The organism is Rhodothermales bacterium (assembly GCA_041391505.1).
GTDB lineage: Bacteria > Bacteroidota > Rhodothermia > Rhodothermales > JAHQVL01 > JAWKNW01.
Window position 1 is genome coordinate 35458 of the sequence record JAWKNW010000008.1, and the last position, 13508, is coordinate 48965.

A 13508-nucleotide genomic window follows, 5' to 3' on the forward strand; every position below is an offset into this window, starting at 1 on the left:
TTCCCTCTGTTTATGCGTACGCTTCTTACCAGTGCCACCCTGTTCGCCGTCCTCCTGATCGCCGCATGCGGCAGCAGCGGACGCGTCAATTACACGACACCCCAGGAGGCATTCGGAAAAGGACGCGCCCTGTTCGAACAGCGGAAATACGAGGAGGCGGTGCCTTATTTCCAGGGGGTGTTCAGCTTCGGACGCACGCATCAGTGGGCGGCCGATGCCCAGTTGTACCTCGCGCGCACCTACGCGGCGAACAAGGATTACCTCCTGGCCGCCAACGAATACGACCGGTTCACCCGGATTTACCGGGCCGATCCCCGCATCCCGCTGGCGCACTATGAATGGGCGCTGACGTATTACCAGCTGTCGCCCAATTCCGAACTCGACCAGACGAACACGCGGCGCGCCATCGAGGAATTCCAGCTCTTCATAGAGCGATATCCCGCCGATACCCTCGTGACGGACGCCCAGGAGCGGATCACCGAACTCCGGTCCAAGCTGGCCAAAAAGCAGTTCGAGACCGCCCGCCTCTACGAGCGCCGGGATCTGTACGAAGCGGCCGCGATCTCGTACGAGACCGTGTTCGACAAATACCCGGATACCCAGTGGGCGCAGCAGGCGCTCGTCGGCGCCATCCGTACCTACATCGCGTTTGCCGATCAGAGTGTCGTGAGCCGGCGCCCAGATCGACTCAACGAGGCGATCAAGAACTACGATCGATTGACCCAGATCTTTGGCGACAGTCCGTACCTGAAGGAAGCCGAAGGCCTGTACGAACAGGCGCAGTCCCGCCTCGACGCCATCGTCACCCCCGCCGCTTCCGACACGACCGCCATCTCCAGCGGCTCCTGATGCGCGTCGGGATCTTCGGCGGGACGTTCAATCCGCCGCATTTCGCGCATCTGATCCTGGCGGAAATCATCCGCGAACAGGCCGAACTGGACCGGATTCGGTGGATCCCCACCCACACCCCGCCGCACAAGACGGCGGAGACGCCGGCCCGGCATCGATTGGCCATGACGCGCCTCGCGATCGCCGGCAACGACGCGTTCGAGGTCTCGGAAATCGAACTCGAGCGCGGTGGCCCTTCCTACACCGTCGACACCCTCGAAGCCCTGCAGCGCGCCGAGCCGGACGTCGCGTTCTCCCTGCTCATCGGCGGCGACAGCCTGGCCGACTTCATGACGTGGCGCCGGCCGGACGAGATCGTGCGGCGCGCTCCCCTGATCGTCTACCGCCGGCCCGGCGTTACCGCATCCCCGGAAGCCGCCACGCGCTTCGCCGACCGGATCCGGTACGCGGACGCCCCGGCCATCGACCTGTCGAGCCAGACCATCCGGGAACGCGTGCAGAACGGACAATCGATCCGCTATCTGGTGCCCGATAGCGTCCGGGCGTACATTACGCGGCACGGGCTGTACCGCTGAACGGCCCCTCGGCCCTCACACCATAACCCTCTCGCCTCCGTATGCGCCTCGACCGGAAAGCGGCCCGCATCATCTTCCCGCGCCTCGGATCGAACATGCCGCCGCCGATCCCCGTGGAAGCCGACTTCGACCGGTTTCGGCGCATGCAGGAAGCATACGGCTTCGGCGGGCTCGTGCTCTTCCATGGCGACCTGAGGACCACGCCGGCGCGGCTCGCCACCCTACAGCAGGAGAGCGACCATCCCATCCTGGTGGCTTCGGACATCGAACGCGGGGCCGGGCAGCAGCTCGCCGGCGCCACCCTCTTCCCGCATGCCCGGGCCTTCGAGCGCCTCGGGGCGGACGCCGAAACGGCCGTGGAGACCTTTGGAGCGATCACGGCGAGCGAGGCGCGCGCCGCCGGCATCCACATCGTCTTCGGCCCCGTCGCCGATGTCAACCGCGACCCGCGCAACCCGATCATCGGCACGCGCGCCTTCGGGTCCGACACCGAGAAGGCGGCGTCGCTCGTGCGCGCCTACATCCGGGGCTGCCGCCGCGGCGGCCTGCTGGCCACCGCCAAGCACTTCCCGGGCCACGGCAACACGCACGCCGATTCCCACGCCGAACTGCCGGTGGTCGTGGACGCCGAAGAGGTGCTCGTCGCCCATGACCTGGCGCCGTTCCGGGCCGCCATCGCGGAAGGCGTCGAATTGATCATGACGGCCCATGTGGCCTACCCGGCGCTCGACGCCTCCGGGACGCCGGCCACCGTGTCTCGCCCGATCCTGCACGACCTGCTCCGGGGCCGGCTCGGCTTTCAGGGCGCCGTCGTCACGGACAGCCTCATCATGGGCGCCGTCCGCGACCGGTACGCCACCGAAGCCGAGCGCGCGGCGGCGTTGCTGCAGGCCGGCGTCGACATCATCCTGGACCCCCTCGACCCGCCAGCCGCCGTACGCGGCGTGGTCGAAGCCGTCGAGCGAGGACTCGTGCCCGAAGAACGGCTCGACGACGCCATCCGCCGGGTCGAAGCGCTGTGGACTGCGCGGCCTGCCGCCGGGGCGCCATCCGACAGCGCCGACGCCCACCGCGCGTTTTCCGCCGAGGTCGCCCGTAGCGCCCTGCACAGCCGCCGGCTCACCGACGAGGCACTGCGCACCGGGCCGGATACGCTCTGGATCGTCCTGAACCCGTTTGCGCGAGGCACCGACAGACCGGCTCCGTATCTGGCGAGCCGGCTGGCTGAGGAGGCGGGATCCTCGTGGATGGAGATCGGTCGGGACGACGACGCGAGCGTCTACGAAACGGCCCTCCTCCGCGCGCGCGACGCCGGCGCCGTCGTCGTCGCGGCGATCGTGAAGCCGGCTGCGTGGCACGCCTTCGGGCTGCCCGAACCCATGCACGCGCTGGCGACCCGGATCTTCGCATCCCGCCCGGCGGTCCTGGCCGTGCTGGGGAGCCCGCAGGTGATGGATACGTTCCCGGATGCCGGCGTGCAGGTGTGTTCCTTCAGCGACGTGCCCGCATCCGTCGACGCCATCGCGGAGCACATCCTGCGCGTGTATCTTCCCCGCTAAGCGGCGTCCGGTGAATCAATACCGGCCTTCCTTCGGTTAGAGAAAGGCCTTACCTGACGACGGGACGAAGATCCCGAACACCCTTTCCCATGCCGGCTGATCCAGCACTATGAGCTTTTTCGATATATTCAGAGACAACTACCCTCCGCTCGTGGAACAGGCGCGCGCGGAAGTCCAGACGATGGTAGAAACGGGCCGGACGATGTTCGCGGCCGCCACCGCCTACCTGCTGGAAAACGAAATCCTCAGCGAAGACCTCAAGCGCCTCGACACCCAGATCAATGAAGGCGAACAGAAGATGCGGCGCGCCGTGCTCGAGCACCTGACGATGCGGCCAGAACGCGATCTCGTGTTCAGCCTGAAGCTGATCAGTATCGTGCACGAAGCCGAGCGGATCGGCGATCTGTCGAAGTCGCTCGCCAAGATGGCCGATCTCGCGCACAAGCCACGTCTCGGCCCGCTCGTGAGTCCGCTCCGCAGCATTCGCGACGATGTGCTGGGCCTGTTCAACATGATTCATGAGGGCTTTTTCAAGGGCAACCCCGAAGAAGCGCGCAACATCATGACGGCGCACGAGTCGCTGAAGCTGCAGGCGGCCCAGTACATCACGGAGGTCGCCAACCAGGCATCGATCACGCCCAATGAGGCCGTCGTCTACGCCATGTCCGCCCGCATGCTGAGCCGCGTCAGCTCGCACCTCGCCAACATCGCGTCGACGGTGGTTTCGCCGCTGGACCAGATGCACCGCGCGCCGGCGGCTCCCGAAGCTCCCTGACACCTGCTCCCCCATCAAGACCCACACCCGATGGCCGTAGAATCTCAACCCACCGAACTCGGAACGCCGGCACACGCCTTCGACCTCCCCATCGCCAATCCCTGGATCGACGGCGAGGCCTCGACTACCCGTAGCCTCCGCCAGTACGACGAGGCCGAAGTGCTCGTCGTCGTGTTTACGTGCAACCACTGCCCGTACGCGGTGCATGTCGAACGCGCGCTCGTGGCGCTCGCGAAGACCTATACACCAAACGAGGCCCAGTTCGTCGCCATCAGCTCCAACGACGCCACGACACATCCTGAAGACCGCTTCGACAAGATGGCGGAGCGCGCACGGGAGATCGGCATGCCCTTCCCTTACCTGCACGACGAGACGCAGTTGACGGCGCGCGCCTACGGTGCCGTGTGCACGCCCGACTTCTTCGTGTACGACAAGAACCGCAAGCTGGCGTACCGGGGCCGATTCGACGAGACCCGCCCCAATATGGGCACCGCGCACGGTGGTGAACTGCGTAAGGTCATCGAAGCGCTCCTCGCCACCGGCCGATACGACGGTCCCCAGCACCCCGCGATGGGATGCAGCATCAAGTGGAAGCGGGCCGACTGACGCCGCGTGGGCGCAGAGGTGAGCCTCGGCATGGCGGCGCCGTAAATCGAGGCATCGCCCCGGCCTTTCTTTGATCCCTGGCGTTCGATCCGTACACTCTGACCATCTCGTACGCCAACCGGTATTCGCCAAGCACGAATCGTATGGACTGGATCGTCCTGCTGCCTCCGATCCTCGCAATCGGGCTCGCGTTGTGGACGCGCGAAGTGTACCTCTCGCTCTTTGCCGGCCTGTGGGTCGGCACCACCATCATCGCCGGCGGCAACCCGATCCTCGGGCTCCGCGAACTGGGGGATCAACTGGTGGCCGTGTTCGCGGATGCGGGCAACACCCGGGTGGTGTTCTTTTGCGTGCTCGTAGGCAGCCTGATCGCCCTGGTGCAGGCATCCGGCGGCGTAGAGGGGTTTATTCGATGGGCGCAGGCCCGGGGCTGGGGCACGACACGACGGGGCGCCGAGCTGCTGGCGTGGGTGATCGGGATGCTCATCTTCGTGGAATCGAGCATCACGTCGCTGACCGTCGGCGCCGTGAGCCGGTCGTTTTTCGAGAAGCTGCGGATCCCGCGCGAAAAGCTCGCCTACTACTGCGACGCGACCAGCGCGCCCGTGTGCATGATGATCCCGCTCAACGGTTGGGGCGCGTATATCCTCGGCCTGCTCGCCGCGCAGGGCATCGCGGACACCTCGGCGGTGCAGCTGCTCGCCACCTCGCTCGCGTTCAATTTCTTCTCGTGGTTCACGATCCTCTTCAGCCTCTTTCTGGCGATAACCGGCTGGAGTTTCGGGTCGATGCGTCGCGCAGAGGCGCGAGCCCTCGCCACGGGGCAGACACTGCGCGAAGGGGCACGTCCGATGATCGCCGATGAAGTCGCCGGCCTCGAACCGATCGCCGGTGCGCCGTTTCAGATGCGCGACCTCGTCGTCCCCATCCTCGTCATGGTCGGCATGATCTTCGTCGGCCTCTGGATCACGGGCAACGGCCATCTGATGGCCGGCAGCGGATCCACCTCGGTGCTGTGGGCCGTGACGATGGGGATCGGCGCGGCGATGTTGCTCTACAGCATCCCGCGAAACGGAAAGCGGGTGATGTCGCCCGTGGAGGCGACCGGTCTGATCCTCAAGGGCGCGTCCGGTCTCCTGCCGGTGACCATCCTGATCGTTTTTGCGTTTGCGCTCGGGCAGGTCTCCCGAGAACTCGAAATGGGCCCTTACCTGGTCGGCCTGATCGGCGGCGACGGGCCGGCGTGGTGGCTGCCATCGGCGATCTTCATCGTCAGCGGACTCGTTTCGTTCACGCTGGGGTCGTCGTGGTCGGCCTTCGCGATCATGATTCCCATCGCCCTGCCGCTCGCGGACGGCCTGGGCATCTCGCCGGCGCTGATGCTGGGCGCCGTGCTTTCGGGCGGCGTCTACGGGGATCACGCCTCGCCGCTTTCCGACACGACGATCATCTCATCGATGGCCGCCGCGTCCGATCACATCGATCATGTCAACACGCAGCTCCCCTACACGCTGCTCGTCGCCGGCCTGGCGCTGGTGGCGTTTATCGTCGCCGGCGTTTTCGCATAGCGCCGGCGCGCCGTTCCGGGTGCGGACGCCACGCCCCATTTCCTGCCACCGCCATGTTCGACAGCTCCGCCTTTGACTCCTGGCCCACCGTGCTATCGGGGGCGCTCGTTTTCGGGCTGCTGTTCGGCGTCGTCGGCTTGCTTTCGGACTTCCTGTTCAGCGGCGCGTGGCAGGTCACGCGGTTCGCCGCCGGCTTCGCGGGGAGCGCCTTCGTCGGCTACATCGTCGTTTCCTTGCTCATCCGCCGCAGCGGCGAAGACGCCTGAAGCACGCGGCGTCATCGGGGATATTTTACGCGATTCCTCTCGGTCGCCAGGATCCTGGCCGATACCCCTGGGGTAGTAAACCCATACCGGAAGCGCTTCCGGATTTCTACATACATGGTTGGTTTACAAGATGATAGATCCCAATACGACCGCCTTGCTCGACGACGAGCGTTCGGCGTTTGAAAAGGCGGGGGCCGAATCGATCGATCCCCGTTGCGTTCCCCAGTACCTCGACGGCCCGCCCCCCATCGGGCCCCAGATCATCCCCCCTGCCTACGCGCCGGCGGACCAGGAAACCTGGCGCCAGCTCTTCGAACGGCAGATGGCCTTATTGCCCGGACGCGCCGGCGAGGCCTACCTCAACGGCGTCAGCCTGATGGGCATGACACCGGCCGGCATCCCGGCGCTCCGCGATCTCAGCGAGGCGCTGCACCGGGCGACGGGTTGGCAGGTCGCACGCATCCCCGGACTGCTCCACGAGAAGGAGTTCTTCGAGCTGCTGGCCCAGCGCATCTTCCCCTCCACCGACTACATCCGGGGGCGGCACGAGATCGACTATACCCCGGCGCCCGATTGCTTCCACGACATGTTCGGCCACATGCCCATGCTGACAGAGCCGGCGTTCGCGGATTTTTACCAGCTCTTCGGGCAGGCCGCGCTCAACGCACGCGGCGCGGATCGCCCCCGGCTGGAGCGGCTCCACTGGTTCACCGTCGAGTTCGGCCTCATCAAACAGGCCGAAGGACTGCGCATTTTCGGCGCCGGCATCCTCTCGTCAAAAGACGAGGTCGTGCACGCCCTTTCGGACCATGTCGACGTGCGCCCCTTTTCCACCGACGCCATCACCGTCCAGGACTACGACGTGTGGCACCTGCAACCCATCCTCTATGTCCTCGAATCCTTCGACCAACTGGTCGATGGGTTCAAGACCTGGGCCAAAGGCCGCGGGTTGGTCTGAAACCCTGGTCACTGGTCACTGGTCACTGGTCACTGGTCACTGGTCACTGGTCACTGGTCACTGGTCACTGGTCACTGGTCACTGGTCACTGGTCACTGGTCACTGGTCACTGGTCACTGGTCACTGGTCACTGGTCACTGGTCACTGGTCACTGGTCGAACGCGTCGCTCCAGGCAGGTTCCCCATGCACAGTGCCCGATGACCAATGATAGCGCAGAAGTGACCGCGCCCATAGGGCGCAATGACCAATGACCGCGCCCATAGGGCGCAATGACCAATGACCGCGCCCATAGGGCGCAATGACCAATGACCGCGCCCATAGGGCGCCCATGACACGACCTCCGGTCGTTCATGCCCAGTGACCGCGCCCAAAGGGCGCTCCATCTCACGCCCTCGCCGCGCTCGGCATCCGGTAGATCTGCTCGATGTAGTCGATGAGCATCCGCTGGGCGCTGAAGGCGGCCGGCAGGGTGATCATCGCCTGGCGCATCCGTTCGATCCACTGACGGGGCAAGCCATTTGCGTCGCGGTTGTAGAACATCGGAATCACCTCGTTGGCGAGGACCTCGTGCAGGAAGCGGACGTCTTCGCGGTCCTGTACGGCGTGGTCTTTCGGATCGGCGGAGGCTTCGTTGCCAATCGCCCAACCGTTCTGGCCATTGTAGCCTTCCGGCCACCAACCATCGAGGATGGAGAGGTTGAGTCCGCCGTGCACCGTAACCTTCTGCCCGCTGGTGCCGCTGGCCTCATAGGGCCGGCGCGGATTGTTCAGCCAGACGTCGCAGCCCGATACCAGCAGCCGGCCGGTGGCCATGCTGTAATCCTGCAGCACGATGACCTTGCCGGAGATCGCGGGGTGTTTCGCCACCTCGAAGAGCTGCTGGATGATCTGCTTGCCTTCGTCATTGGCCGGATGCGCCTTGCCGGCGTAAAGGATCTGGATCGGCCGGTCTTCGCGGGCGAAGAGGGCGATGGCGCTCTCGATGTCGTGGAAGAGCAGACCGGCGCGTTTGTAGGGCGCGAAGCGCCGCGCAAAGCCGATCGTCAGCGCCTCGGGATCGAGCCGGCTGTTGAACGGATACGAATGCGTCTTGAGCTGGGAATGGACCTCGTCGATGAGCGCGTGACGCAGCTGCGTACGCAGCGCCCAGAGGTCTTCATCCGAAATCTCCGCGATGCGTTTCCAGAACGTCGGGTCGGCCGCGTGCGGGCGCCAGTCGCCGAGGTGTTTCGTGAGGAACGCCTGCGCCCTGGGTTCCGTCCAGGTCGGCAGGTGGACGCCGTTCGTCACGTGCCCGATCGGGACCTGGCTGACCGGGAGCGACGGATACATATGCGCCCACTGCCGGCGGGCGACCTCGCCGTGCAGCGCGGAAACGCCATTCGAGGTGCGCGCCAGTTTCAGGGCGAGCACCGTCATGGTAAACTGTTCGTGCACGTCGTTCGGATGCACCCGGCCGTAGCTCAGCAGGTCGTGCTCCGAAAAGCCCAGCTGCTGGCGGAATCCTTCCATCTGTTCGATAAAGATGGACGGATCGAAGCGGTCGTGGCCGGCCATGACCGGCGTATGCGTCGTAAACACGCACTGATCCCGCACCCACGCTTCGGCCTCCGAAAAGCTGTTGTCGGACAGGATGTTACCCGAGCTGAGGCGTTCGCGCAACAGTTCGAAGGTCAGGAAGGCACAATGGCCTTCGTTCATGTGGTACACATCCGTCTCGATGCCGAGCGCGCGAAGCAACCGGATGCCGCCGATGCCCAGCACGATCTCCTGCTGGATGCGGACGGCGCGGCCGTTCTGGTAGAGCCGGCCGGTGAGGCCGCGATACTCGTGCGGGTTGCGGTGGAAGTCGGCATCGAGCAGGTACATCGTCGTCCGCCCCACATCGACGCGCCACGCCTGGATTTCGAGGGGAAGCGTGCCGAGATGGACGGTGACCGTGATCGGATCGCCGTGCTCGTCCGTGACGAGCGTCACCGGGTGCTCGGCGGGATCCATCACCGGATATTCTTCCTGCTGCCACCCCGAATGGTCGAAGTACTGGCGGAAATAGCCATTTCGCAGAAAAAGGCCGATCGCGACGAACGGAATGCCGAGGTCGGACGCCGACTTCGCATGGTCGCCGGCCAGAATGCCCAGGCCGCCGGCATACAGCGGAAGGCTTTCGTGCAGGCCGTACTCCATGCAGAAATAGGAAACGCGCGGCGCATCGCCGTAACGCGGCGTGCCCGTCATGTAGGCCTGGAAATCGGCATAAACGCGATCCACCTGCGCCGCCACGACCGGTGCGCTCAGCGACGCGTCATCCAGCGACCGGAGGACGGCTACCGGATTGCGGTTGGAGGCCAGGTAAATCGCCGGGTTCAGTGACTCGAACAATTCCTGGGCTTCGGGATTCCAGCTCCACCAGAGGTTAGCGGCTATTGCGCTGAGCTTTTCTCGTGTCGTCATGTATACAGCGTGTAGAGTGAGTGCAATGTATCGGGTGCAAACACCTTCCTTCTATGGAATGTGTCTGCCGTTTCTGGTTGCCTGCTTAAGGTTCAAAGAAGGTTTGCAAAGCGCATTGAACCTGGAATCTTAAGCTGTTCGGGCGATCCGAGAGGATACCCAGGAACACATTCAGGCAAGAGGGCGCGTCTGGTGCGATGCGATCCCTGCTGGTCGCGGCCACAAGCAATCGCTTAACTTCGTGAATCGCTCTTATATTGCAAAGCGGCCTTCCGGTTCGAGGGGGCGAGAGATTTGCCTGTGATTCGTATCGGCCGATTGGCGCCATCTGTTAGCAAGGATGCAAAAAAGTAGCCCATGAGGTACGACCCTGCCCGCTCGCGTCTGGAGCACGTTATGGGCGACGCCATCCGGCTCCTGGCCCGCGAAGACATCGAGGATGCCCGCCGCAATGTCGAATGGATGCTCTGTGAACTGCTGGGGGTCGGGCGCGCCTCGCTCTACGCCTATCCGGAGCGCATCCTCACCGCCGGCGAAACCGAGGCGCTGACCCGCATGCTGGAGCGGCGCGCCGGCCACGAACCCCTGCAGCACATCCTCGGCCACACCGAATTCATGGGCCTTCGGATCGCCGTCTCGCCGGACGTGCTGATCCCCCGCCATGAGACCGAGCTGCTCGTGGAGTACGGACTGGCCGATATCGAGGGGAAGGAAGCGCCGCGGGTGCTGGACATCGGCACCGGGAGCGGGTGCATCCCCATCGCCCTCAAACATCGCCGGCCCGACGCCCGCGTCTTCGCCTGCGACATCAGCGAGCCGGCCCTCCGCATCGCGCGGGAAAACGGCGCCGTCGCGCAGACGCCCATCGTCTGGCACCGGCTGGATATCCTGGCAGATACGCTGGATGAAGGAGCCGGCGCGCCGTTCGACCTGATCCTCTCCAATCCACCCTACATCCCGATGGAGGATGGCGACAGCCTGCAGGCGGAGGTCAGCGCATTTGAGCCGCATCTGGCGCTTTTTCCCGGCGAGGATCCCCTCGTATTCTATCGGGCCATCGCGGGGAAAGCCAGGCCGGCGCTGCGCCCGGGCGGATCCGTCATCGTCGAGATCTACTCCGACTTCGCGGATCAGGTATCGGCATGCTTCGCCGAAGCCGGCTTTACCCGCATCCGCGTGCTCGACGACCTGGCCGGCCGGGCCCGTTTCGTTCACGTTCGCACACCCTGAACCCGATCATCACGATGAAAATAGCGCTCGTCCAGTACCAGCCGACGTCGAATCTCGAGGCATCCGTAACCCGAGGCCTCGAGGCGCTCGAAACCGCCGCCCGGGCCGGCGCCCGCCTCGTGGCCTACCCCGAACTGGCCTTCACCCCCTTTTATCCGCAGCATCGCGCCACACCGGACTCCATCGACCTGGCCGAGCCGATCCCGGGACCCACCACCCGCGCGTTCCAGGAAGCCGCGGCGCGCCTCGGGGTCGTCGTCGTCCTCAATCTGTACGAACGCCATGGAGGCAACGCGTTCGATACGTCGCCCGTCATCGACGCCGACGGCACGCTTTTGGGCCGGACGCGCATGATGCACATCACCGAGTATGAAGGCTTTCACGAGCAGGGGTATTACACGCCCGGCGACACTGGCATCCCGGTGTACGAGACGGCGGCGGGGCGCATCGGCGTGGCCATTTGCTACGACCGCCACTACCCCGAATACCTGCGCGCGCTCGCCCTCGCCGGCGCCGACCTGGTCGTCGTGCCGCAGGCGGGCACGGTTGGGGAATGGCCCGACGGGCTGTATGAGGCGGAACTGCGGGTCGCCTCGTTCCAGAACGGCTTTTACATGGCGCTGGCGAACCGGGTGGGGCGAGAGGACGTCCTCCACTTCGGCGGGGAATCCTTCGTGACCGACCCGTTTGGTCAGCTGGTCGTCCAGGGGCCGGCTGATCGCGAGGCAATCGTCTACGCGGAGATCGATCTGGCCCGATGTGAGGAGGCGCCGGCGCGGAAGCTGTTCTTCAGGCACCGCAGAGCCGACCAGTACGGCATGCTGGCCGATGGCGCGCCGCTGCCGGCGGCGGGATAACGGAGGCCCTGCCGTCGATCAGCCGGGCCGTCGATCAGCCGGCTTCTTCGTCGACGAAGTCCTGAAAGGATTTGTGCTTGTACGCCTCGGTGCCGATGTAGCGGAGCACGTGCATGAACCCGTCCGCGTCCAGGTAGCCGGGCAGCCGGGTGATGTAGTCGCCCGTCGAGGTCAGAAAAACGGTCGTGGGCGTGGCTTCGGCGCCAAAACCCGACGCCAGTTCGGCGGAATTGAGGGTATAGCCCTTGAAGTTGATCTGATCGTCCTCCTTCTCCACATTCAGGCGGGCGGTCACGAAATGCTCGGCGACGTAGGAGCGGATGCGATCCTGGGTGTACACCGAATCCTGCATTTTGGCGCACCAGGGGCACCAGGTCGCGTACACATCCACGAGGAGGGCCTTGCCCAGGGTGTCCGCCGCGATGAGGGCATCCTGGAATTCGATCCAGGTGACCGGTGGAATGTCCCCGACCTGCTCCAGAGCGATCTGTTCGGCGACCTCCTCTTCCTGACAACTGGCGGGAAGCCAAACAACGGAGAACAGAGCGAGTGCAAAAAAACGAATCATGACGGGTAAAGCGCGAGCAGGCGCTGGTACGTGGCAGTGTAGCGTTCAGATGCCTTCTCCCAACGAAAAGTTTCACACGCCGGCCTCGCCCGCGCAGCGCAGCGCGACCGCCTCTCCGGATCGTCGACCAGCCGCTGGAGGCCGGCGGCGATGGACGCGGGATCGCTCGCATCGACGAGTTCGCCCACCTCGTTTTCGGCGACCACGCGGCGTATCTCGGGCAAATCGGACCCCACGACCGGCAGGCCGGCCATCAGGTATTCGAACAGTTTGTTCGGCAGCGCGAACCGGTGGTTGAGGCACGAGTCCTCGAGCAGCGTCACCCCGATGTCCGCCGAAGCCGTAAATGCGAGCAGTTCGGCCGGGGGGACGGCATCCAGAAAATGAATCCGCTCGATGCCCGCGCCCTGCGCCTGCCGTTCGATGGCCGGCCGCAACGCCCCGCCGCCGAGGAATACCAGGTCCGCTCCACGCACCCGGCGCATGGCCTCCACCAGCTTCTCGCCGCCGCGGCTCCGCTGCAGATGGCCCTGGTGAAGGATGATCGGCCGGCCCTCCGGCAATCCCAGTGCCTCCCGCAGACGGTCGGTTCGGGGCACCTCCTGCCATTCGGGTACATTGTACAGGGCGGGCGGCTTCTCGATGCCGTACATCATGGCCAGACGCTCCGCGATGCTGTCGCTCACGGTGAAGACGGCGTCCGCCTTGCGGATGAACAAGCCCTCGTACAGATGCCAGAACGTCGTCACCCACGGCCGCCCCGCCGTCGAGGCGACGAAGGCATACAGCTCGCGCGCATCGTAGACGAACCCCTTGCCCCTCCGCCGGGCCGCCCGCCCCACGGCCGGCAGGACGTAGAGGTCGCTCGCGTGATAGATCCGGGCATCGAGCGACCGGAGCGCGCGGGCGAAACGCCGGTGAACCTCCCAGAAAAAACGCGGGCCGCTGCCCGCGGGCCGGCCGAGCGAGAGGAGATCCGCACCGGCCACGCCGGTGCCCGAGCCGGCCGGATCGTCCAGATCCACGACGATCACCCTGCAGCCGAGCCGCTCCAGAAGCCGAAGTTGCTTCAAGGCCCGCGAGTTACGCTTCACTTCGCCCGTGAGGGCAAAAACAACATCGTATGGGGTCTTTTGCACGATCGGACGGGCCGTACGGCTCGATGAGGCGGGAAGCGGGACGCCCTGGCGGCGCGCCTGTGGCGGGGAAGGCAGTATACCGTAGGCGGGGCAGACAAGAAACCCC

General features: G+C 65.3%; 13 protein-coding genes. 10 read left to right on the forward strand and 3 right to left on the reverse strand.

All coding sequences use genetic code 11. From position 1 onward, the window contains the following. Positions 1 to 12: 12 nt before the first annotated feature. The 8 genes from bamD to R2834_09935 all read left to right on the forward strand — a co-directional run bounded on the left by bamD (position 13) and on the right by R2834_09935 (position 7156). Positions 13 to 849 (forward strand): outer membrane protein assembly factor BamD, encoded by an 837-nt coding sequence (bamD, locus tag R2834_09900; GenBank protein ID MEZ4700629.1) that lies wholly within the window; start codon positions 13 to 15, stop codon positions 847 to 849. Beyond that, a complete protein-coding gene (gene nadD / locus R2834_09905; GenBank protein ID MEZ4700630.1) occupies positions 849 to 1424 on the forward strand; it encodes a nicotinate-nucleotide adenylyltransferase in 576 nt (191 codons plus the stop codon). Before bamD ends, nadD begins: the two co-directional genes overlap by 1 nt. 41 nt (positions 1425 to 1465) lie before the next feature. Beyond that, the gene (locus R2834_09910) at positions 1466 to 2983 is read left to right on the forward strand and encodes a glycoside hydrolase family 3 protein (protein ID MEZ4700631.1); all 1518 of its coding nucleotides are present in this window, start codon (positions 1466 to 1468) and stop codon (positions 2981 to 2983) included. Between the two features lie 151 nt (positions 2984 to 3134). Continuing rightward, the gene (locus tag R2834_09915; GenBank protein MEZ4700632.1) at positions 3135 to 3758 is read left to right on the forward strand and encodes a PhoU domain-containing protein; all 624 of its coding nucleotides are present in this window, start codon (positions 3135 to 3137) and stop codon (positions 3756 to 3758) included. A gap of 30 nt (positions 3759 to 3788) precedes the next feature. Further along, a complete protein-coding gene (locus R2834_09920; GenBank protein MEZ4700633.1) occupies positions 3789 to 4364 on the forward strand; it encodes a thioredoxin family protein in 576 nt (191 codons plus the stop codon). A 143-nt stretch (positions 4365 to 4507) separates the two neighbouring features. Then, complete coding sequence (locus tag R2834_09925) at positions 4508 to 5932, forward strand: Na+/H+ antiporter NhaC family protein (protein ID MEZ4700634.1); 1425 nt, start codon at positions 4508 to 4510, stop codon at positions 5930 to 5932. A 53-nt stretch (positions 5933 to 5985) separates the two neighbouring features. Next, positions 5986 to 6198, forward strand: a complete 213-nt coding sequence (locus R2834_09930; GenBank protein MEZ4700635.1) for a hypothetical protein — start codon at positions 5986 to 5988, stop codon at positions 6196 to 6198. Positions 6199 to 6328: 130 nt separating this feature from the next. After that, positions 6329 to 7156 (forward strand): phenylalanine 4-monooxygenase, encoded by an 828-nt coding sequence (locus R2834_09935; GenBank protein MEZ4700636.1) that lies wholly within the window; start codon positions 6329 to 6331, stop codon positions 7154 to 7156. A gap of 385 nt (positions 7157 to 7541) precedes the next feature. Here R2834_09935 and glgP read toward each other — a convergent pair whose 3' ends face one another. Beyond that, positions 7542 to 9608 carry an alpha-glucan family phosphorylase gene (glgP, locus tag R2834_09940; GenBank protein ID MEZ4700637.1) on the reverse strand — a complete coding sequence of 689 codons (2067 nt, stop codon included), beginning with the start codon at positions 9606 to 9608 and terminating at the stop codon, positions 7542 to 7544. 357 nt (positions 9609 to 9965) lie between these two features. On the opposite strand from glgP, the gene prmC reads away from it, so the two are divergent. Both prmC and R2834_09950 read left to right on the forward strand, forming a co-directional pair. Further along, on the forward strand, positions 9966 to 10838 hold the full coding sequence (gene prmC / locus R2834_09945; protein ID MEZ4700638.1) for a peptide chain release factor N(5)-glutamine methyltransferase: 873 nt from the start codon (positions 9966 to 9968) through the stop codon (positions 10836 to 10838). A 14-nt stretch (positions 10839 to 10852) separates the two neighbouring features. Further along, positions 10853 to 11695: a nitrilase-related carbon-nitrogen hydrolase gene (locus R2834_09950; protein ID MEZ4700639.1), complete on the forward strand. Its 843-nt coding sequence runs from the start codon at positions 10853 to 10855 to the stop codon at positions 11693 to 11695. Between the two features lie 34 nt (positions 11696 to 11729). Here the strand turns inward: R2834_09950 and R2834_09955 are convergent, their stop codons facing one another. After that, positions 11730 to 12263: a thioredoxin fold domain-containing protein gene (locus R2834_09955; protein MEZ4700640.1), complete on the reverse strand. Its 534-nt coding sequence runs from the start codon at positions 12261 to 12263 to the stop codon at positions 11730 to 11732. Continuing rightward, a complete protein-coding gene (locus R2834_09960; protein MEZ4700641.1) occupies positions 12260 to 13402 on the reverse strand; it encodes a glycosyltransferase family 4 protein in 1143 nt (380 codons plus the stop codon). The genes R2834_09955 and R2834_09960 overlap by 4 nt, the downstream gene beginning before the upstream one ends. Between the last annotated feature and the right edge of the window lie 106 nt (positions 13403 to 13508).